The following is a 20,209-nucleotide window of genomic DNA, read 5'->3' on the forward strand; positions in this document are numbered from 1 at the left end:
TCTTAACCCAGATAAAAATTAAAGCATTTTAATCGTATAAAAGCTCATGGTTCATTTCATATTAATCTTATGAAAATATAAAATCAATATGCAAACCCAAATCGTTTGTAAATGAATGACATCAACCAAGCTGGCCCGATTAAAAGAAACTGTACATCTTTTAGAAATGATGGTTTTTTCCCCTCTATCTTATGACCATAAAACTGGAATACCCAAGCAACGATAAAAACAGCTACTGAAATTATCCAAAGTGGTATTGGAGAAATCAAGTAAATCAAGTTGGCGACAGCTAAACAAAGTGCGGAGAAGAAAAACATGCCCAATGCCAAAGGAGGGGAGATGGAAACGTAATAAAAGAGAATGATTATTAATACGATTGTAGCCCAATTGGCAAAGCTTCCTAGGAATGGCAGAAAGTTTTCAATAATCCCTGAGGGAATACTGAAGATCAATCCAACAATACTAAAAAAGATAGCAGGCACACAAATCCAATGAATGGTTTTGTTTGTTTCATTTTGGTGGCTAAGCCCATATTCATGAAGTAATGCATCGATTTTTCTCATAGAAGCTGTCTTTCTGGATTGGCGGTTGGAATATCAGGATTAAATTAATAAATAGTCTTCAATTATCTTTAAAAAAAATGAAGAATGCTGAGTTACTGGGAACGTGAACATTTTCTAAAATATGATCTAATAGTAGTTGGTGCTGGAATTGTGGGGTTGTCTGTTGCGGTGCAATACGCAAATAAATATCCTGAAAAGAAGGTTCTTGTGCTGGAAAGAGGTCTTTTTCCAAGTGGTGCAAGCACCAAAAATGCTGGCTTTGCTTGTTTCGGTAGTTTGACTGAAATTCTTGATGATCTTAATACTCTATCTGAGATTGAGGTGTCTGAATTGGTAAAAAAGAGATTCAAGGGCTTAAATTCAATCAGAGAATTTTTTGGAGATGAATCGCTCGGTTATCAAGCTAGCGGAGGATATGAACTCATTACTGAAAATGAAATTGATGCACTAACCAAAATTGAGAGCATCAACCAATTACTCTTTCCTATTTTTCAGAGGAATGTATTTGAGATTATAAGTAAAATCCAGGACTTTGGGTTTGGACCAAGAGTGAAATGTATCGTTAAGAATCATTTTGAAGGGGAATTAGATTCAGGGATGTTTTTGGATTCTCTTTGGAAAAAATCACAAGCACTAGGAGTAAAGATTCTTACAGGTGCAGAAGTTAAAGAACTCGATCAAATTGAAAAATCAATACGTGTTGGAAGTCCATTCTCAGAGAATAAGCTCATTAGTTTCCAAGCTAAACAAATTGCAATCTGTACCAATGCATTTACAAAAACTCTTGTTCCTGATTTAGACATCAAACCTGGACGAGGATTGATTTTGGTCAGTAAGCCATTAGAAAATGAAATTCCATGGTCAGGTTCATTTCATTATGACAAGGGATATGTCTATTTCAGAAAAGTGTATGGAAATAGACTGATGATTGGAGGAGGTAGAAATATTGATTTTGAAGGAGAACAAACGAATCAATTTGAAATCAATCCAAAGGTCAAATCTTATCTCTTAGATTTAATTGCTAAAGAGATTTTACCTAATCAAAAGTTTGAATTAGAGATGGAATGGACTGGTATTATGGCTTTTGGCGAGACAAAACAACCCATTGTCAAAATGCTAGCAGAAGATGTTTGTATTGGAGTGAGGTTGGGAGGAATGGGAGTTGCGATAGGCTGGGAGACAGCCACCGAGATGCTTAGTCATTTTTAAGAGGTGAAATGTTCCAAAATTTTATTAATTTCAAACTTCTAAAAACTCCAAAAAGTATTTAATGGCTAAGATACGTAAAGAACCAACGATCCTCGAATCGATATTTCCCATTCTATTTTTAATTATTTTACTTGTAATCAATATTTGGATTTTTGGTACTGATGGTCTAGATGGCTCCAATCAAATAGTTCTGGTGATTTCCTCAGCTGTAGCTGCAATGGTTGCTGTTTTCAGACTGAATATCAAGTGGGAAGTTCTACAAGATGGTATTGTAAAAAGTATCAGTGCCGCTATGTCGAGTATTCTAATTTTGTTATTAATTGGTTCATTGGCAGGTACGTGGATGTTGAGTGGTATTGTTCCAGCTATGATATATTATGGCTTACAAGTTTTAAACCCTACGATTTTCTTGATTGCGGCTTGTTTGGTTAGTGCAGTGGTTTCTATTGCAACAGGTTCGAGCTGGACCACTGTGGCAACAGTTGGTGTAGCGCTACTTGGAATTGGAAAGGCTCTAGGATTTAGTGAAGGAATTATAGCAGGATCAATTATTTCTGGAGCATATTTTGGGGATAAAATGTCCCCACTCTCAGATACTACCAATCTGGCACCTGCAATGGCGGGGACAGATTTGTTTACGCATATTAGGCACATGACCAAAACCACTGTTCCATCGATTTTAATCACTTTGGTGATTTTTGGAGTTATAGGTTTTACTTCAGGTGCTGAAGGTTCTGTAGAGCAAGTCAAAGGTATTTCAAATGTAATTACAGAGAAATTTAATATTTCAGGTTGGTTGTTTTTGGTACCATTAGTAGTGATTGGATTAATTGTCAAAAAAGTACCCGCAGTTCCAGCTTTATTGGTCGGAGCATTGCTAGGTGGAGTTTTTGCTATTATTTTCCAACCACAGATTATTTATACAATCGCTGGGGAAGAAGGGATGGGTTATGCTTACAATTCTTTCAAAGCAGTCATGATGGCACTCTATGGAGATATCAGCATAGTGACCTCCAATGATATCGTAAATGAGCTTTTGATCACTGGCGGTATGTCTGGGATGCTCAATACAATATGGCTGATCATTTGTGCGATGATCTTTGGTGGGATAATGGAAGAAAGTAAGATGCTCTCTGTCTTAGCTGAGGCTGTCATAAGAAAAGTACATTCAGTTGGATCACTTGTCGCTTCTACAGCTGCTACTTGTATGTTTTTCAATGTGACAACCTCGGATCAATATTTAGCCATATTGGTACCAGGTAGAATGTATGCTGATATTTATAGAAAGAGAGGATTGAAGCCAGAGAATTTGAGTAGGACATTAGAAGATAGTGCCACAGTGACATCTGTTCTTGTTCCATGGAATACATGTGGAGCTACTCAAGCATCTGTTTTAGGTGTGGCTACTTTGACCTATGCACCCTATTGTTTTTTTAATATCATTAGTCCATTCATGACGATAATGTATGGCTATTTGAAATTAGGCATAAATTACTATTCTGAAGAAGAAATGATTGAGATCAAAAAGGAGTTTTCTGTATGATTTTGAAGAGTATCACAAAAGATCAAGTGAATGAATTAGAATTAGGGCAATTTGAAGGAGAAATTGTCTTAGTGAATTCTTTGGATCAAGTTCAAGAAGTTATTGATGAATTGTCAATGCACGATTTGATTGGTTTCGATACAGAAACCAAACCAGCATTTCGAAAAGGAGTTTATAATTACGTTTCTCTCCTTCAGCTTTCTACCCCAGATGTAGCGTTTTTGATTAGGTTGAATGAAATTGGACTACCAAAGGGGATTCAAAAAATCATGGAAAACCCAAAGGTTTTGAAAATCGGTGCAGCAGTTTTAGATGATTTACGAGCATTGCGGAAGCATGCAGAGGATTTTACACCTGCAAGCTTTTTTGATTTGAATGACCAATTAAAAAAGGTTGGTTTCCAGAATATCGGAGTGAGAAATTTAGCGGCGATGGTTTTGGAAATTAGAATCTCCAAATCAGAGCAAGTTTCCAATTGGGAAGCGCCAACACTTACAGAAAAACAAATGCTCTATGCAGCAACGGATGCTTGGGTATGCCTAGAAATTTATAAAAAACTTCAATACCAAGGTTATCTAGACGAGCTGTTTAATTGCTAATTTCCTTTGCTTGATCGATATCATCAATCTTGATACTAAAGCTTTCATAAGCGCCTTCTCTTACTAATACATTCATCTGGCAAGTATTATCGAATGATTGATCAATGATTTCCAAATCAAAGTCTTTTACAAGCCGCATTACATCATTCATTGCCAAATAGTCAAATTCTAGCATTATCTTTCTCTTGACGATTGCTTCAATGATTTCATTGTTCTCAATAGCCTCCGCTGCGGCGGTTTTGTAGGCTGTGATCAATCCACCAACACCCAGTTTTGTTCCTCCAAAATAGCGGATCACTACAATAAGCGTATTTGTCAATTCATTTGACCGGATTTGACCGAGGATTGGATCTCCCGCTGAGTGATTTGGTTCACCGTCATCATTTGCTCGATATTGTTCTTGATTTTTTCCTAAAATATAGGCGTAGCAATGATGTCTAGCGTCGTAATATTGTTTTCTGAGCTGATCCAATATTTCTTTTACGCCTTCTTCATCACTGACAGGATAAGCAAAAGCTAAAAATTTACTCCCCTTTTCTTTATAAAGTCCTTCTGAAGTTTTTGATAAGGTGAGATAGGTATCCTCCATAGTTTTATTCCTCTCAAGATTGATGTGTCTTGGTGCGTTTTCTTTGAATTAACCCAAAATTAACAAAATAGAAATTTTAGACAGGCACTAATCTTAAATATTGTTTTAATTTTGAATTGACATGAATCAATTTTCAAAACCTGAAATTATCCTTTTAAAGGGAGTCATTAGCGACTCGGGAGATCTTCATTTTTTAGAGGAAAGTGGAGAATTTCCCTTTTCAATAGCACGTTCCTTTTGGATAACAGGTGTTCCTGAAGGAGGAAAACGGGGTGTTCATGCGCATAAAGAAGAGATGCAAGTGTTAATTGCACTTCAGGGGGCCTTGGAAGTGAGTTTAGAAAAAAGTGGAGAGGTATTGTCATTCTCACTCAACTCCCCAAATCAAGCATTGATTTTACCTGCGATGTATTGGTCGGAAGTTATATTTGGTAAAGGAGCTGTTCTCCTTGGATTATCGAATAGAAAATTTTCGGAAAGTGATTATATCAGAGATAAAAATGAATTTGATGCACTTTAAAAAAGACATGGACGGTCAGGTTAGTTTCGCCCTTGATACCTTCGAACAAAGCTCCCATGATTATTTCTTACAGAGTTTTGTTCCTGGAGATGCTGTGAATTATTTGTATGGAAAACTGATAAAAAAAGAAATTACCAAGGCAGAAATTTTCATTTCTATTGATGCCCATGGACAAGCGGAGTCTCTACCCAAAAGTCCCTTTGGTGGATTTTGGATTGATGAAGCTATACATTCAGACGTCATTTCCGATTTCATTAATTTTTTGACAGAGAATTTAAGAAGTATCGGTGTTAAGAATTTTAAAGTTACTCAGGCACCTTCTGTATATGGGAACAAATCAGACTTGATTGGATATTTGTTGTTCAGCCAAGGATTTGTGCTTACGAAAGTCTTGAATCATCAGATTTTAGCCGGGAAAAAGTCTATTAAGAATACTTTCAATCAGCTTTATTCTAAATATAATAAAAAAGCAAAAGAACAAAAATATAATGTTACAACTGGAAATATTCAAAGCTTCAATTTTTTGGAGGATATAGCCAAATGGAAAAATACCAGAGGACATGACGTTTCTATCGAGGAGAATAAATTGATTCAGCAGGTTTCTAATTTTCCTGAGCGATATTTTGTGATTACGATCCTCCATGAAGGGGAAGCAGTTGCGCATGCTATTGCGGTTAAATTGACTTCTGATAGTTTGTATTATTTTTATTCAGCCATCAATCCCAAAAATCAGCTTCGTTTGACAGGAGAATTACTTATGGTCTATTTGCTCAAATTGGCAATGGAAAAGAAAGTTTCTTTCCTTGATTTAGGCTCCTCAGATTTGGAGGGAAAGCCCAATCATAAGTTGATTTACTTTAAGAATAAATTTGCTGACACTTGGTCAAATAAATCTACTTGGTCTAAGGAATTGTAGGTATGAACACTTCTTCTCTTGTTTCAATCATTTGCACAGTTTTCAATCAGGAAGATTATGTGGTAGAGGCTTTGGAAAGTGTGAAAAATCAAGACTATCAAAATTACGAATTGATTATTCTCGAAAATGGGAGTGAGGATGATTCTGCTAAGTTGATCAAAAAATGGGTTGCTGAAAACGGAACTTTACCTATAAAGGTGATTCATCAAAAAACGCCATTGCCTTATTGCCAAATGTTCAATAAAGGGCTCGCTATCAGTCAGGGAAAGTATATCATGGATCTTTCTGGAGATGATTTGATTTTACCCGGGCATTTGACAAAAAGTGTTGCAAGATTAGCCGAAAACCCTGATTCAGGATTTTGTTTTTCGGATGTTGAGTTATTTAAAGCAGGTCAAAAAGCAGAGGCTTTTTATCAAAGGGATCAAAGTGGCATTTTAACCCAAAGGGTAAAAGAGGGTGATATTTACATTGAAATCGTCAAGGGGAATCCCATTTTATCAGTGTCCTTGATTTTTGATGGAGAAAAGTTAAAGGGAATCGGTGGGTATGATGAGTCACTGGTCTATGAAGACTTTGATGTTTTGGTGAGGCTCTCAAGGAAATTTCCCGCAGTTTTTTCAAACCATATAGGAGTCAAAAAACGACTTCATTCCGATTCATTTTCCTATCAGCAATACCAACCCAAAGTTTCGAAAATGTTACCATCGACACTTCGGGTTTGTCAGAAAATCTTTGAATTGAATCTTACAAAGGAAGAAAATCAAGCCTTGCTTTCTAGGGCCATGTTTGAAGCTAAACATGCACTTTGGTCTGCAAACTTTGAGGTGGCACAAGGATTCTTAAATCTTGCCAAGGAGCTAGGAAATACTGGGTTTAAGTACAACCTGTTCAAACTCTGGGCAAAATCAAAGGTTAATTTATCAGGAATTTATACGTTCTTGAAAAGACAACATTAGCCGACAATCACCTCAACCATATCAGCTTTATCCAAATATTTTTGGCCGACTTCTAAAATATCTTGGGCAGTGAATTTTCTGATGAAGTCTAGTTTTTCTTCATAGAATGAATGGTCTAAACCTGCCTGATGAATACTCTTAAATCTTCCAATCAGATCAAAAGGAGAACTGAAATTAGAAAGGAAGTTTCCAATCATATAGTTTCTGACAGTTTCCAATTCATCAATCCCGACTAATTCAGTTTTGAGAAGGTCTATTTCCTTATAGATTTCAGTGATGACTTCTTCTAGATATTGCTTTTGAACATCTGCCATGACTACCCAGTAGTCAGCACTCTTCAAACTCCCAATGCTGCTGTATATCCCATACGTGTGGCCTTTCTCTTCACGAATGTTTTTGATCAATCGTGAACCAAAATATCCACCTAGTATGGTGTTAAAAACAGAAAGCGCATGATAGTCAGGATGACTTTTTGGGATCAAATGACAGCCAATTCTAATTGTAGACTGAAGGGACTTTTCTTTTTCTTCGTATTCTCTGGTTTTTGGCACATTTTGAAAAGCAGGGAATTCTCTTTCGGTAAAATTCGCCTCCAAAGAACCCAAAGCATCAGCAATCAAATTCAATTCAACTTCGTCTACATTTCCTGTAAGAAATATTTCTGGATTGAACCAAAGAGAGTTTTGATAATAGTCTACTAGGTCAGATCTTTCAATTATTTCAACATCGTATTCTTCAGAGATCAATCCATAAGGATGGTCTTCTCCAAAAAGCTGCTTCCTGAATAGCTGACTTGCCCTTGCTGCATTTTGTTCTCTCTGAAGACTTATGCTCAAGGCTTTTTGTGATTTCCTCTTAGCAAGCTCTTTTTCCGGAAATGTAGCTTCTGTCAACAAAGATCTGAATACAGGAAGTACTTCAGAGAAATGTTTTTTTGTGGTCAGAAGTGCTATGCTATTGTTCTCAAACCCAGAACTCACATCTACTTCGCTGGCATAGTGGTCAAAAAAATCGTCCAACTCTGACGCAGAAAGGTTGTTTGTCCCTTCCATTATCATGTTAAGTGTAAAAAAGGAAGTGAGCTTTTTATCCACTAATCCTAATGATCTCTGTGTATCAGTATTGATTTCTAAGCGAATGGCATCAATATCAGGTGTAGGTATAAAATACAAGTGGACTCCATTTTGAAGAGTCCGCTTGATTGGGTTTTGTAAGGAAATATCTTCTGGAATTTGAAATTCAGGAGATTTACTTCTGTCTAATGTCATTATTTTGAAATGTTGTATGCGAGAGAAAGTCTAAGTGTCTCTGCAAGAGGATGGTTTTGAACTTGAGGAACTAAGTAAGAAAAGTCGAATCCGAGTGATTTATAGTTGAAGCCAACACCCATGGTGAAATAGCGTCTACCGCCTTTGTTGATGTTTTCGTGGAAATATCCTGTTCTCAATGCTAGTTTCTCATTGTAGAGATATTCAACACCAAAAGAAATCATCATTTCCTGCATTTCTTCACTGAACCCTCCCGGTGCATCTGCAAATGAACCAAACATACCTGCGATAAGGGGTCTATTTGGATCTTTTCCTTCAGAAACTTCTAAGTTGCCATTTGAATCTCTGAAAAGTGTTCCATCTTCGTTTGTTCTGTAAATAGGAGGCGTTGGAACCATCAACTTATTGAAATCAAGTGCAAATGTGATAGAGTTGAATTCATCCATTTTGATTTGATAGGCCGTACCAATTCTAAAATTGGTTGGGATATAATCTAAGTCTTCAGCACTGTTGTAGGTTAGCTTAGGGCCAATGTTTGTAATAGACACTCCCCAAGACCAAACTCCTTCTTTGCTTCCTGCAAGTACATCTTTGGTGTAAAATAATCCCACATCGGTACCAACAGTTACACCAGGTCTACTTTCTGAGCCACCTGAGGAAGAAATGTTTCCTGATAAATTTGAATGTATAAATCTTGCTGAGATACCTAAGCCTAAATTTTCGGACAACCTTCTAGAGTAGGTACCACCAATAGCGATATCTCTTGGGTTGAATTCTCCTAATTCTTCTCCTCTTTGGTCAGTCAATTGGATGTCACCCATATTGAAATAGCGAAGATCAAATCCAAAGGCTGAGTTTTCATCTATTTTTTTATAGCCTGTCAGGTAACTGACTGACATATCATTTACTAATCTTCCTAGCCAAGGGGAATAAGAGAGGGAGAAGCCCATGTCATCTTTGATAAAAGCAAGTTTCCCTGCATTCCAATGTGCAGAATTTGCATCAGGTGAAGTAGCTACACCAACATCTCCCATGGCAGAATGTCTACTGTCTGGAGCAAAATTTAAAAAAGGAACAGCAGTTGTAATTACACGTCTATTGGGGTCTTGACCTGAGATGATGGTCGAGTTTTGAGCTGTCGCTTCGTAAGTCAAAAGACATACCAAGGGAAGAAAAAGTGCTTTGAATGAATGGCTTACCGATATTTTCATTTAATCATTATTTTGCCGCTCTTTTTATCTGAAGTATTGTCTAATTCTGACACGAGCTGTAATTCGTAAATATAAGTTCCTTTTACGGGATATTTGGTTTTCGAATGGAAAAAAATCCATGCGAAATCGTCTAGTATATTATTAGCTCTCACATAACGTTTGCTTGCTTGATATATTTCATGACCCGATGTTGAGAAAACACGCAAATATAAAATTAAGTTTTCCCCAGCTCTGTTATGTTCTATCCTAAAGTTACTTACCTTATCGCTAGGATTTGGGTAGGTAGTACTTTTTAAAATTTTAACCGATTGGCTTCCATCTACGAGAATTTCTTTTGTTGAGATTGAGCTGTTACCCACATTGTCCCATGCCTCTAGAGAGATGACATTTATACCTTCCTGCAAACCTTCTATTGGAACTCTGATTTCCCCGTTCGTGAAAGTATTTCCTGTAGAAATATACAAGTTATTGAGTGGGATTGGATCATTATCATTGATTCGTAAAAGGATGTCTTGCCCAATATTGTTTGGAGAAATATTGATACCACTTTGATCACTCAACTTAGCAAGTAATTTGATATTGCTACCTTGAAAAACTTCTAGATCCTCTCCGTATTCATTTCCGAATAGCAATTCTATTTCAGGACCAACTGTGTCAAGAATTTCAGTTGGGTTTGTCCCGCCAACAATTATTTTCTCAGCCCCCATGCCTTCTTGCCCATCTTCGAGTTCAGCGAATATCCTGATAATTCCCTCTCCAAATTCATAATTGATGTTTTGGGGAATAAAAAGTTCTAATTTAAAAACACCATCTGTAATGTCTCCGGTGCCCTGATAAAGCACATTTCCTTCTTCAATAAAGTTTATCGGCGAACTCTCGTCTCCCAAAGTTTTAACTTGTATTTTTTTATCAAACAGAGTTGCATTATACATCCCCGAGGCATTTGTGATAACTGAATTGGTGAGCGGATCGATTATTCTGCCACGAATAACCGCTTTTGCCATTGCTCTCAAGGTATCTGTTTCTATTTCAAAATCGATGTCTTTAATTTCATCAATTTTAGTTTCTAACTCGGGTGTTGCGAGTTTCATAGAGGGATCGCCAAGCAAGGAGAAATTTCTATTGAGGGCTCCATTGAGACTGTTGTTTTTAGTCCTTTTGAAAATCTCCCCAAGATCCAGCGTTTCACCATTTTCTTTTTGGAAGACATTTTCTATAAAAGCTTTGTTCAAGGCGAAATTGATACTGCTAAATACGGGTCTGCCAGTAGTCAAAAGCCCAATAGCTCCTTTTCTTTCTGCAAAAAGCATTTCCTCAGCACCTGATCTGAGAAATGGACTGTCATGTCTTCCAAATTCACAGGTTGCAGTTACAAATAAGGGGAGCAGAGGATTTTCTATCCAATCTCTCAAGTCTGATGTCTGAAATACGCGCTCGGCGGTTAAGGTGGTTTCATTTCCATGGCCGATATAATTGAAGATCAAAACCCCATCTTCAATAGTTTGGGTTAGGGCTTCTTTGGCTTGCGGAGAGGTTTGTCTTCCAGCAGATCTAATTTGCTCGAATCTATCTAAGTAGACTTTCTCTAAAAGATACTCCGGATGATTTTTCGATAAAAAGGCTGCATGACTTTCAGCGTCATTGAGGTGGATATTGTTATCAGCATCATCTGTAAATAAGGCAATCTTTCTTTTCCATTCTCCTGGATTGTTGGATTTAAGCTCGTAAGCAATGATTTTGTCCACCATTTCTTTTGCTTCCAAGATAGAGATAGCTGGGATTCTTCCAACTCCAATTTTGAGGATTTCGTCGCCATTGCTGCTCTCTTCCCATTCACCTTGACCTAGTTCCAAGAAACCAAAATAGTCATCTGATGAATAGGTAGCTAAGGGATTGAGGCTGTTTCTAGAACTGTAAGAAGGGACTAGGTTTGGTCTTCCTCCGGTGATTTTTGTTTTGTAATCAAATGTTCCCTTTCCAAAAAACAGTACGTTTCTAACCTGACCACTTGCGTTGTAATGATAAGAGAGGAAATTGCGAATTGCTGTGATGTCATATGTTCCATACCCAAAAGCATCAAAGATGTCCTGTAAAACCACCACTTTTGTACTAATTCCAAAGCTATTTTTATGGTTGGCAAGTCTGTCAGCTTCTTGTTTCAGTTGATTGTTAGTGATGATCACCAAAGACTGATTAATTGGATTTGACCTCAAATCCAAATTAGCTTGCTTGAATTGGGAAATTGATTTAGACTCACTAGAACTAAATACTATAGCTTTTTCACCTGCTTGAATCAATGTAGGTTCTGAGACAAACTTTGTTTGGTAGATATCTTTCAGCAGGAAAATATTCTTTCCAGAAACTGGAGAAATTGGAATAGGATCATTGGACAAATGATAAAATACACCATTTGGCAGATTGTTATTGGAGTAGGGGATGGCCAACGAAACATAATCCATGTAGCCCCCACCATTTACATCAGAAGTTTGGTAATTAAGCTGAAAATTGATTGTAGAGCTATTTCCAGGATTCAGAGAAATCCTAACTGTTTCCTCACGTCCTTTGATTCCATAAATAGCATTGGGAATCGAAGGGATGGTGAAGTTTGTTCTATTTTGTCCATTGATCAGGAGATTGAATTGGCTTGTTTGTAGGGATTGGGCCATTACCTTGGTTTTGATCATCCCTTGCCCAGTGTGTCCTGCTACAATTGTAAAAGCATGGTTGTATGCCTGACCACTAAAAAATGGATTACCGTACCAATTCCTTCCTGATGAAAGAAGGTTGGTGTTTTCTTCTTTTTTTACTTGAATCTGAAATAAGCTGCCTTGGGTATTTAGATTAGTTCGTTCTGTATTTGAGATCCTTTTGGATGTAGTTTGATTGGAAATGAGATAGAAAATGGTGTCAGCGTAATAGTGATGCTGATATTCCCAGTCATTTTCTAAAGCACTGATTTGATGTGGACCTTGTAAATAAAAGAACAATTCATCCCCAATTATTTTGCTTGGAATTTCTCTTAAAGTAAGGTCAATGCTATCTAATTTCTGTGGAAGCAAACCAGCATTTCCGAAAACACTAATTTCTGACAGAGAGCTTGCCCCGATGTTACTGACTTGACTTGTTGTGATTTTGTAAACTCCTGATTCGGTTACGGGGAATTTGAAATACTGCTCTTGGGCAGCCAAATCATATATGAAAATGAAAGCAATGAAAGAGCTTAATAGAACTGCTTTTAAAAATATGTTATACTTTACTTTCATTACGATAGATCGCTCCCTCCAAAACAGAAAGTGCAATATAAGAAATAATTATAATGGGAATTCCTGCTAAACCTAAAGTTATTATACAAATGACACCTATGGCTAAAGTGAAGTACCTAAAGAGGTTAGGTTGAAATTTATAATTTTTGAATTTTAGTGCAATTAGTGGTAATTCAGCTACCAAGAGAATAGACATAAATATTGCTATTCCGATCAGTGTGTATGGGTTTGCAATGATATTTTCAGTGGCTGGGAATTTATTTACAAAAAATGGGAGCGTGCTGATCAGTAGAGCATTGGCAGGAGTAGGGACGCCAATAAAGCGATCAGTTTGTCGTGTGTCTACGTTGAACTTTGCCAATCGGAGGGCTGAGAATACTCCAATGATCAAAGCTAAAAAAGGGAGAAATTCGTCATTCGTAAGTTCTTTGACCCATTGAAAAACAATGAACGATGGCAGTACTCCAAAGGTCACCAAATCTGCTAATGAATCTAGTTGCTTACCGATTTCACTGTGAACCTTCAGGATTCTAGCAACAAATCCGTCCAAGAAGTCAAAAATGGCTGCCAAAAATATAAAGTAAGCACCATATCCGATTTTTCCTGAAAGGACAAAATAAATCCCCATCATCCCTGCAAGGAGATTCAAACTGGTAATTGCGTTGGGAATGTGTTTTTTGATCATCAAAATTTAGCTCTTTTTCCTACAAAGGGATTGTTGATTTGCTCGAAGCCAATGTTTGTTTCTGGTCCATGGCCAGGATAGATCGTCATCGTTTCTGGCAAGGTAAACATTTCATTTTTGATCGCATTTAATAAAGTCAGGTGGTCACCACTTGGAAGGTCTGTTCTCCCAATACTTCCTTGAAATAAAGTATCTCCAGCTATACAAATATTTGCATCCAAATTGTAAAAAACCAGATGCCCCGGAGCATGTCCAGGTACAAATTTGATTTTCAAGATGGTATTACCAAATTCAATCTGATCATTTTCATCGATAAATTTATCTGCTTCGGTTTCTTCGTAAGCGGGAAAGCCATAATTGGAGGCATAGGAAGAAACTGATTTCAAGACCACCACTTCATTTTTGTGCATCAGAAGGGGGACATTGAACTGTCTTTTTACAAATGCATTACCTAAGACGTGGTCAATATGACAATGCGTATTGATTAGGTATTTGATATTTAATCCTTCCTTGGATATAAAATTTTGTAACGTTTCTTTCTCCGCTTTTTCGTAACAACCTGGATCAAATATTACCGCTTCTTTGGTTTCATCAAAGAGGAGGAAAGTGTTTTCCATAAAAGGATTGAAAGTAAAAGATTTTATTTGTAGCATAAGTAGAAACATTTTCTTGAAAGGATCAAAATAACAAAGAAAGAATTTAATTTTGGGCATGGATGTAGATTTTTTACTAATTGGACAAGGCTTGGCGGGCACAGTACTGTCATATAGATTGATCAAAGATGGTCATTCGGTAATGGTTATTGACGAGCCAAAAGCAAACAACAGCAGTAGAGTTGCCGCAGGATTGTACAATCCAGTCACAGGCCGAAAAATGGTCAAAACATGGAATGCTGATTTGCTATTTCCTGAAATAGAGCCTCTTTATGAAGAATTAGAAAAAGAGCTTGGGGCTTCTTTTTTGCATAAAATGCCAATTTACAGACCGTTTTTAAATATTGAAGAGCAAAATGAATGGATGGGGAATAGTGAAGATGAAAAATTCAAAATATATCTCAAGCAAATACAAATCACGCCTCTTCATAAGAAAGTAGAGAACGATTTTGGTGGGGTGGTTTTAGCCAACTCTGGTTATTTGGATATTAACACGCTGTTAGACTGCTATTCAAAATTTCTCATTGAAAAAAACTCTTTGCTTGAAGATTATTTTGATGAAAATCAATTGATTATACAGGAGGATCGAATTCATTACAAAGAACTCACTGCAAGGGGTGTTATTTATTGTAATGGTTTAGGAACAATGAAAAGTGAATTCTTCAAATTTTTACCTTTTGCTCCAGTTAAGGGTGAAATCTTAGACTTAGAGCAGGATTTTCATCCAAAAGAAATTATCAATCGAGGAGTTTTTAGAATTTCTTTACCCAATGGATTGGTTCGTGTGGGCTCGACATATTCTTGGCATGACTTGGATCAAGGCCCTACCGAAAGAGCAAAAAACGAGCTTTTCGAAAGGCTAGATCATTTAGTTAAAATTAAAGCGAAAAAACTCGTAAATCATAAAACAGGAATTAGACCTGCTACAAAAGATAGAAGACCAATGTTGGGAAAACATCCTGACCATGAAAGCGTTTATGTTTTTAATGGTTTTGGTGCTAAAGGAGTTTCATTGGTACCATATTATAGTAAAATGATGGTTGATTTATTGATAAATAACAATCAACCTCATAATGATGTTAACATAAGTCGTTTTTTTAAGTATATTTAAATTCTAAGTTGCCTTTGACTAATGAAAAATAAAATTTTCTATTTCACATTGCTTTTTGGGTTGTTTATGCCTGTACTTATTGCTACTGCTCAGTTTGATCAGGAGCGATTTGGTAAAAATAGAGTTCAGCATAAAGATATAGAATGGTATTATTTCAGTTCAAATAATTTTGAAGTCTATTATTATGACGGTGGACTGAATAACGCTAGAATGGCAATTGATTATTTAGAAAATGAGTTTGATAGATTGACTCAGCTAATTGGTTATGTTGCCTACACCAAGCCTAAAATTTTTATTTACAATTCACCAGAAGAGAGACTACAAAGCAACTTAGACCTCAATAAGGATGAATATACTGTAGATGGTCAGACTTTTTTTAGCCGACTTCTTGGAGAGGTGGCTTATCCTGGGACGTGGGAAGCATTTAAAAAGGATTTAATTTACAGCACTTCAAAAGTCATTATTGAAGAAATGCTTTACGGAGCCACAATTGCGGATGCATTTCAGGCAAATTTAATCAATAGTTTCCCCGAATGGTATATTGAGGGAGCAGCGATGTATTTAGCACATGGATGGAGTAGGGAAATGGATGATTTTATCAGACACTATTTTGAAGATGATAAAAAACAAAAAGTTCACAGACTTCAAGAAAAAGAAGCTGCACTTGTAGGGCAATCAATCTGGAATTTTATCGCCGAAAAATACGGGAGGAGATATATTTCAAGTGTTTTGAACCTGAGTAGGATCAATAGAAATGAAGAAAATAGCATTGCGAATACTATTGGATTGAATTACAAGATTTTCACAGAACAATGGCAGCAATTTTATGTCGAAAATAATAAGTCTGTATTAGCGACTTTTAAAGATTTCAACGAGAGCAATATAATCAATAGTACCAAATCGAGGGAACTAGGCATAATCAATGATATTAAATTTAGCCCTGATGGTAAGCACTTAGCCTACGTCATTAATAATGGAGGGAAATATAAAGTTCAGGTTCAAGAATTGGCGACGAAAAGAGAGCGGACGATTCTATCAGGAGGAATACGTTCTGCGGATCAACCTGCTAATCTTACAAGTCCTATAATTGCTTGGAGAGACACGTTAAATTTGGCTATTGCAACTTATAAACGGGGGACGACTTCCTTGATTTTAAGAGCAATTGATGGCTCTAATCAGGATAAAATTTTCTTAAGGAATATTACACAGATTTTGAGTCTAGACTATAATTCTACTGGTAGAAATATGGTGGTATCAGCCATATCGAATGGTAAGACCGATGTTTTTTCATTGAATGTTAGAGGTGTTGGAAAAAGATTGACCAATAATGTTTTTGATAATGTCGACCCGATATTCTTGAATGATTCTACTATTATTTATTCTTCGAATTTCACAGAATTACCGGACTCTGTATTAACAAGATATCCTGATGTAAGAAAGCTTCCTGATTATTTTAATTTATATAAAATCGATATTACGGATTCTTCGGAGATCATTTCTAAATTGACTAATAGTAGCTTTATTAATATCAAACCCACAGTTCTTAATTCTAATTTCATACTTCATCTGAGTGATCAAAGTGGGATCATGAACTTGATGCGCATGAGTGTTAATGGAGCCATTTCTAGTCAGGTATCCTCGTTTAGCAAGAGCATTGAGGCATTTGATTATTCTTCAAGGCTAAATAGAATTGCCTATTCTTACCGAGATGGTAATCAAAGTTATCTTGTAGTCGAACCTTATTCTAATACAGATCAGTTTACACCAAGTATTCCGAGGATTCAGCTGCAGCAGGCTAAGGTGCTAAATGAACGGATTACTAATCGAAGATTAGAGCAACAAGAAACGAGAGTCGAACCTCGGGAAGCAAGATCTACAGCTGTTCCAAAAGTGGAGGAGGTTAAAAGAGACACCACTCTAAATGTCAATATTGAAAATCTTCTTATTGGAGGCAATCAATCCCAAACAAGTAATAGCCCAGTAAGGTCTAATGCAGCTATTCCTCAGCAAAATTCTAGCGATACAATTCCTCCTGTTGGAAATTTAACAGGAAGTATCAATACAGATAGACTTAGATTCCAAAGAAGGGGAGGTTTAGATACTGAAAATTATACTTTTGATACCATTCCAATTGTTACCCAACAAAGCAATGCGCTATCACAGATACAATCGAGAAATAATATTTTGGATAAGTTCAGGAGTCAAAGTATGAAAAGACTCGTGACAGGACCACAAAGGATGACGCCTCAATTTATTACAAGCAGCTTAAAGACAACATTTGTTGTAGATCCGCTTCGAGGATTTGGTGTTAGTCTGAATGGTAAAATGTCCGATTTGCTAGAAAATCATTTGTTTGAAGGGGGAGTTATGACGACTCTTGATTTTAGATCAGGTAGTGATATATTCTTTGACTATCAATACCTCAAGCAAAGAGTGGATCTAAGAGGTAGGTTTGATAGGAGATCAATTCAAGTGTCTGAAGGAGATTTAACTTTCCAAAAATATGTTTTAACAAAAGCTGAGTTAGGTTTTTCATATCCTTTCAATGTGCATAGCCGAGTAATGGCGGCTCCATTCTTTGCCAAAAGTCAATATTTCAATCTTAATCCTGACTCAATCCTAAGAGGTGTTGTTCCAGATCAGAATAGATTTGACGTCAACTATGCAGGTGCAAAAGTTGAGTTTGTTGTGGACAAGACCCAGCAGCTTGGACTTTATATGCAAGAAGGATTGAAAGGTAAATTAGGTGCTGTTCATTACCAAGGAATGAATAATGGTGAAAGATCCTTTACTAACGCATATTTGGATTTAAGAAATTATCAGAAAATTCATAAGAATATCACTTTTGCCACGAGGTTATTTGCAGGGACGTTCTTTGGTAAAAACCCTCAATCTTATCTTGTTGGAGGAATGGACAACTGGCTGTTCAATCAGTTTTATAGACCTCCAACCAATAGGCCAGAAGCATCACCAGTGAGAAATGCAGGAGGAGTTGAAAATTCAAACATACTTTTCGCCGAATTTGTAGACCTAAGAGGATATAACTATGACGAGATTCGAGGAAGGAATGTAATTACCTTTTCTTCTGAATTAAGAATACCACTTTTCTCTTATTTGTCAAGAGGAAATATCACCTCCAATTTCATCAAGAACTTCCAATTGGTAGCTTTCTATGATATAGGGACATCTTGGAATGAATCTCCGCCATGGGAACGTGTGAACGATCAGAACACTGAGGTGATAGATACTGAAGGTTCTCCTTTCTTGATTACGCTTAATAATTTCAATAACCCATGGCTACAAAGTTATGGTGCGGGGGTTAGAACAGTTCTATTGAATTATTATGTAAAGTTCGATTTGGCTCGTCCTATAAGGAATTATGAGGCAGATGATCTTAAATTTTATGTTACCTTAGGGTACAATTTCTAATCAATATCAATTCCTATGATTAAATCAATGACAGGCTATGGTTTAGCCAGTTTTGAAGATGATGCTTTTATAATAAGTGTAGAAGTAAAAACGCTCAATTCTAAATTTCTCGACCTTTCCATTAGAAGTCCAAAACAATTTTCAGATAAAGAGTCAGAAATCCGAAACATGGTAAATGCTGTACTTGAAAGAGGTAAAGTAAACATTTCTATAGATTTTTCAGGGAAGTCTGGAGAAGAACTTCCTGTTGGTTTTAATGTGACTCTCTTTTCTAGCTATTATCATAAATATTTGGAAATGGCCGAATTGGTTGGAGCTGACACTAAGGATTTATTTAAGGTAGCACTTCAATCTCCAAGTGTCATGACTCAAGCAACAGAGAAATCATCTGCTTCTGATGAATGGGAAGTAGTAAAGAAGTACGTACAAGAAGCATTGGTCAATTGTGATGCTTTCAGATCCGATGAAGGGAACGTGCTTGAAGAGAAATTCAATGAAAACCTGACTATCTTAAGATCTGGTCTTACAAGTATTACCAAAGAAGATCCGATTCGAAAAGATAGAATCAGACAACGCATCAGAAACAATTTCAAAGATTGGTTAGAAGAGAATGATTTCGATAAAAATCGCTTTGAGCAAGAGTTAATTTACTACTTTGAAAAGGTTGATATCACAGAAGAAATTGTAAGGTTAAAAACGCATTTAGATTATTTTGAAAAGAATCTAAGAGAAGGTACCAATCAAGGAAAAAAACTTGGCTTCATCAGTCAAGAAATTGGAAGAGAGATTAACACAATTGGTTCTAAAGCAAATGATGCTAGTATCCAAAAGCATGTAATCATCATGAAAGATGAGCTAGAGAAAATAAAAGAACAGGCTCTGAATATTATCTAATTTTTAACATTTACAATTTGAAACAAAAAAAGCCTGCTAATTTTCGTTAGCAGGCTTTTTTATATTTAATTATAGAATTGTAGTTCTATATTAACCTAATTTAAATCGAATTGGTAGTCTCATTCTTACTCTTACAGGTCTACCTCTTTGCTTTCCAGGTTCCCATTTAGGAGCAGCTTTTACTACACGAAGGGCTTCTTCATCACAACCTCCGCCAATTCCTCTTAGAACGTCAACATCTTGTATACTTCCATCTGTATTTACTACAAAGACTACATATACAGTACCTTCAATCCCCATTCTTCTTGCTTGAGTTGGATATTTAAGATTGTTACTTAAATATTTATTCCAACCTTCCATTCCTCCTGGAGGATTTGGAGCATTTTCAACAACGTCAAAAATCGTTTCCGCTTTTTCCTCAACTGGTGCATCTGAAATTACGATCTCTTTGATGACCGTTTCTTCTTTTACATCTACATCAAAGTTAACTTCAATTTTTTCTTCAATTTCAATTTCATCAGGTATTTCCTGAATAATTGGTTGCTCCACTGGTGGTGGTGGTGGTGGTGGTTGTTCAGTGATGGGAATATCCAATAGTTCTTCGAAATCATCGGACACCTGTCCTAAGTCCTTCAAATTTCTGTCATCAAATGACTTGTATTCGAAAGCAAATAGAACTAGACCAACACTTACAAGCAGACCCAAATTCAGGAACATGCCTGATCTCTTTGTCAAGTCAGCTTCTGGCGTTTTTTTAGCTTCCATGGTTGTTTAATTTTATAAAGGTTATAATTTAT

17 protein-coding genes are annotated in these 20,209 nt (G+C 36.5%); 9 read left to right on the forward strand and 8 right to left on the reverse strand.

Annotated elements, in window-relative coordinates; all coding sequences use genetic code 11:
• Positions 1–83: 83 nt before the first annotated feature.
• Positions 84–563, reverse strand: coding sequence for an Mpo1 family 2-hydroxy fatty acid dioxygenase (locus IEV57_RS05125; protein ID WP_188440327.1), 480 nt, complete (start codon positions 561–563; stop codon positions 84–86).
• 84 nt (positions 564–647) lie between these two features.
• On the opposite strand from IEV57_RS05125, the gene IEV57_RS05130 reads away from it, so the two are divergent.
• The 3 genes from IEV57_RS05130 (at position 648) to IEV57_RS05140 (ending at position 3,914) form a co-directional block, all read left to right on the forward strand.
• On the forward strand, positions 648–1,772 hold the full coding sequence (locus IEV57_RS05130; RefSeq protein WP_188440328.1) for an NAD(P)/FAD-dependent oxidoreductase: 1,125 nt from the start codon (positions 648–650) through the stop codon (positions 1,770–1,772).
• Positions 1,773–1,833: 61 nt separating this feature from the next.
• Positions 1,834–3,315 carry a Na+/H+ antiporter NhaC gene (gene nhaC / locus IEV57_RS05135; RefSeq protein WP_188440330.1) on the forward strand — a complete coding sequence of 494 codons (1,482 nt, stop codon included), beginning with the start codon at positions 1,834–1,836 and terminating at the stop codon, positions 3,313–3,315.
• Positions 3,312–3,914, forward strand: a complete 603-nt coding sequence (locus IEV57_RS05140) for a 3'-5' exonuclease (RefSeq protein ID WP_188440332.1) — start codon at positions 3,312–3,314, stop codon at positions 3,912–3,914. Before nhaC ends, IEV57_RS05140 begins: the two co-directional genes overlap by 4 nt.
• Here the strand turns inward: IEV57_RS05140 and IEV57_RS05145 are convergent.
• The gene (locus IEV57_RS05145; protein ID WP_188440334.1) at positions 3,904–4,503 is read right to left on the reverse strand and encodes a YigZ family protein; all 600 of its coding nucleotides are present in this window, start codon (positions 4,501–4,503) and stop codon (positions 3,904–3,906) included. The genes IEV57_RS05140 and IEV57_RS05145 overlap by 11 nt on opposite strands.
• A gap of 121 nt (positions 4,504–4,624) precedes the next feature.
• Between IEV57_RS05145 and IEV57_RS05150 the strand changes: the two genes are divergently transcribed.
• From IEV57_RS05150 to IEV57_RS05160, 3 genes are read left to right on the forward strand one after another with little or no spacing between them, the layout of a single operon-like run.
• On the forward strand, positions 4,625–5,023 hold the full coding sequence (locus tag IEV57_RS05150) for a sugar 3,4-ketoisomerase (RefSeq protein ID WP_188440336.1): 399 nt from the start codon (positions 4,625–4,627) through the stop codon (positions 5,021–5,023).
• Positions 5,013–5,939, forward strand: coding sequence for a hypothetical protein (locus IEV57_RS05155; protein WP_188440338.1), 927 nt, complete (start codon positions 5,013–5,015; stop codon positions 5,937–5,939). The genes IEV57_RS05150 and IEV57_RS05155 overlap by 11 nt, the downstream gene beginning before the upstream one ends.
• 2 nt (positions 5,940–5,941) lie before the next feature.
• On the forward strand, positions 5,942–6,898 hold the full coding sequence (locus IEV57_RS05160) for a glycosyltransferase (RefSeq protein ID WP_188440340.1): 957 nt from the start codon (positions 5,942–5,944) through the stop codon (positions 6,896–6,898).
• Here IEV57_RS05160 and IEV57_RS05165 read toward each other — a convergent pair.
• From IEV57_RS05165 to IEV57_RS05185, 5 genes are read right to left on the reverse strand one after another with little or no spacing between them, the layout of a single operon-like run.
• Complete coding sequence (locus IEV57_RS05165; protein ID WP_188440342.1) at positions 6,895–8,166, reverse strand: M16 family metallopeptidase; 1,272 nt, start codon at positions 8,164–8,166, stop codon at positions 6,895–6,897. The genes IEV57_RS05160 and IEV57_RS05165 overlap by 4 nt on opposite strands.
• A complete protein-coding gene (gene porV, locus IEV57_RS05170) occupies positions 8,166–9,377 on the reverse strand; it encodes a type IX secretion system outer membrane channel protein PorV (protein WP_188440344.1) in 1,212 nt (403 codons plus the stop codon). Before porV ends, IEV57_RS05165 begins: the two co-directional genes overlap by 1 nt.
• The gene (gene porU, locus IEV57_RS05175) at positions 9,374–12,640 is read right to left on the reverse strand and encodes a type IX secretion system sortase PorU (RefSeq protein WP_188440346.1); all 3,267 of its coding nucleotides are present in this window, start codon (positions 12,638–12,640) and stop codon (positions 9,374–9,376) included. Before porU ends, porV begins: the two co-directional genes overlap by 4 nt.
• On the reverse strand, positions 12,624–13,328 hold the full coding sequence (pssA, locus tag IEV57_RS05180) for a CDP-diacylglycerol--serine O-phosphatidyltransferase (RefSeq protein ID WP_229744238.1): 705 nt from the start codon (positions 13,326–13,328) through the stop codon (positions 12,624–12,626). Before pssA ends, porU begins: the two co-directional genes overlap by 17 nt.
• The gene (locus tag IEV57_RS05185; RefSeq protein ID WP_188440350.1) at positions 13,325–13,978 is read right to left on the reverse strand and encodes an MBL fold metallo-hydrolase; all 654 of its coding nucleotides are present in this window, start codon (positions 13,976–13,978) and stop codon (positions 13,325–13,327) included. Before IEV57_RS05185 ends, pssA begins: the two co-directional genes overlap by 4 nt.
• 58 nt (positions 13,979–14,036) lie before the next feature.
• Between IEV57_RS05185 and IEV57_RS05190 the strand changes: the two genes are divergently transcribed.
• The 3 genes from IEV57_RS05190 to IEV57_RS05200 are packed head-to-tail and all read left to right on the forward strand — an operon-like array spanning position 14,037 to position 19,412.
• On the forward strand, positions 14,037–15,089 hold the full coding sequence (locus IEV57_RS05190; RefSeq protein ID WP_188440352.1) for an NAD(P)/FAD-dependent oxidoreductase: 1,053 nt from the start codon (positions 14,037–14,039) through the stop codon (positions 15,087–15,089).
• Between the two features lie 21 nt (positions 15,090–15,110).
• Positions 15,111–18,518: a biopolymer transporter Tol gene (locus IEV57_RS05195; protein WP_188440354.1), complete on the forward strand. Its 3,408-nt coding sequence runs from the start codon at positions 15,111–15,113 to the stop codon at positions 18,516–18,518.
• Between the two features lie 15 nt (positions 18,519–18,533).
• Complete coding sequence (locus IEV57_RS05200) at positions 18,534–19,412, forward strand: YicC/YloC family endoribonuclease (RefSeq protein ID WP_188440356.1); 879 nt, start codon at positions 18,534–18,536, stop codon at positions 19,410–19,412.
• 90 nt (positions 19,413–19,502) lie between these two features.
• Here the strand turns inward: IEV57_RS05200 and IEV57_RS05205 are convergent, their stop codons facing one another.
• A complete protein-coding gene (locus IEV57_RS05205; RefSeq protein WP_188440357.1) occupies positions 19,503–20,177 on the reverse strand; it encodes an energy transducer TonB in 675 nt (224 codons plus the stop codon).
• Between the last annotated feature and the right edge of the window lie 32 nt (positions 20,178–20,209).

The sequence above is a fragment of the Belliella aquatica genome, from assembly GCF_014637795.1.
In the GTDB taxonomy this organism is placed as follows: Bacteria; Bacteroidota; Bacteroidia; order Cytophagales; family Cyclobacteriaceae; genus Belliella; species Belliella aquatica.

What these genes read in the sequence shown, in the direction of transcription:
- IEV57_RS05160 (WP_188440340.1), top strand. Translation starts at nt 5,942, where the DNA reads ATGAACACTTCTTCTCTTGTTTCAATCATTTGCACAGTTTTCAATCAG.
- IEV57_RS05145 (WP_188440334.1), bottom strand. Translation starts at nt 4,503, where the DNA reads ATGGAGGATACCTATCTCACCTTATCAAAAACTTCAGAAGGACTTTAT.
- IEV57_RS05205 (WP_188440357.1), bottom strand. Translation starts at nt 20,177, where the DNA reads ATGGAAGCTAAAAAAACGCCAGAAGCTGACTTGACAAAGAGATCAGGC.
- IEV57_RS05125 (WP_188440327.1), bottom strand. Translation starts at nt 563, where the DNA reads ATGAGAAAAATCGATGCATTACTTCATGAATATGGGCTTAGCCACCAA.
- IEV57_RS05185 (WP_188440350.1), bottom strand. Translation starts at nt 13,978, where the DNA reads ATGCTACAAATAAAATCTTTTACTTTCAATCCTTTTATGGAAAACACT.
- porU (WP_188440346.1), bottom strand. Translation starts at nt 12,640, where the DNA reads ATGAAAGTAAAGTATAACATATTTTTAAAAGCAGTTCTATTAAGCTCT.
- IEV57_RS05155 (WP_188440338.1), top strand. Translation starts at nt 5,013, where the DNA reads ATGCACTTTAAAAAAGACATGGACGGTCAGGTTAGTTTCGCCCTTGAT.
- IEV57_RS05165 (WP_188440342.1), bottom strand. Translation starts at nt 8,166, where the DNA reads ATGACATTAGACAGAAGTAAATCTCCTGAATTTCAAATTCCAGAAGAT.
- porV (WP_188440344.1), bottom strand. Translation starts at nt 9,377, where the DNA reads ATGAAAATATCGGTAAGCCATTCATTCAAAGCACTTTTTCTTCCCTTG.
- IEV57_RS05190 (WP_188440352.1), top strand. Translation starts at nt 14,037, where the DNA reads ATGGATGTAGATTTTTTACTAATTGGACAAGGCTTGGCGGGCACAGTA.
- IEV57_RS05130 (WP_188440328.1), top strand. Translation starts at nt 648, where the DNA reads ATGCTGAGTTACTGGGAACGTGAACATTTTCTAAAATATGATCTAATA.
- nhaC (WP_188440330.1), top strand. Translation starts at nt 1,834, where the DNA reads ATGGCTAAGATACGTAAAGAACCAACGATCCTCGAATCGATATTTCCC.
- IEV57_RS05200 (WP_188440356.1), top strand. Translation starts at nt 18,534, where the DNA reads ATGATTAAATCAATGACAGGCTATGGTTTAGCCAGTTTTGAAGATGAT.
- IEV57_RS05150 (WP_188440336.1), top strand. Translation starts at nt 4,625, where the DNA reads ATGAATCAATTTTCAAAACCTGAAATTATCCTTTTAAAGGGAGTCATT.
- IEV57_RS05140 (WP_188440332.1), top strand. Translation starts at nt 3,312, where the DNA reads ATGATTTTGAAGAGTATCACAAAAGATCAAGTGAATGAATTAGAATTA.
- IEV57_RS05195 (WP_188440354.1), top strand. Translation starts at nt 15,111, where the DNA reads ATGAAAAATAAAATTTTCTATTTCACATTGCTTTTTGGGTTGTTTATG.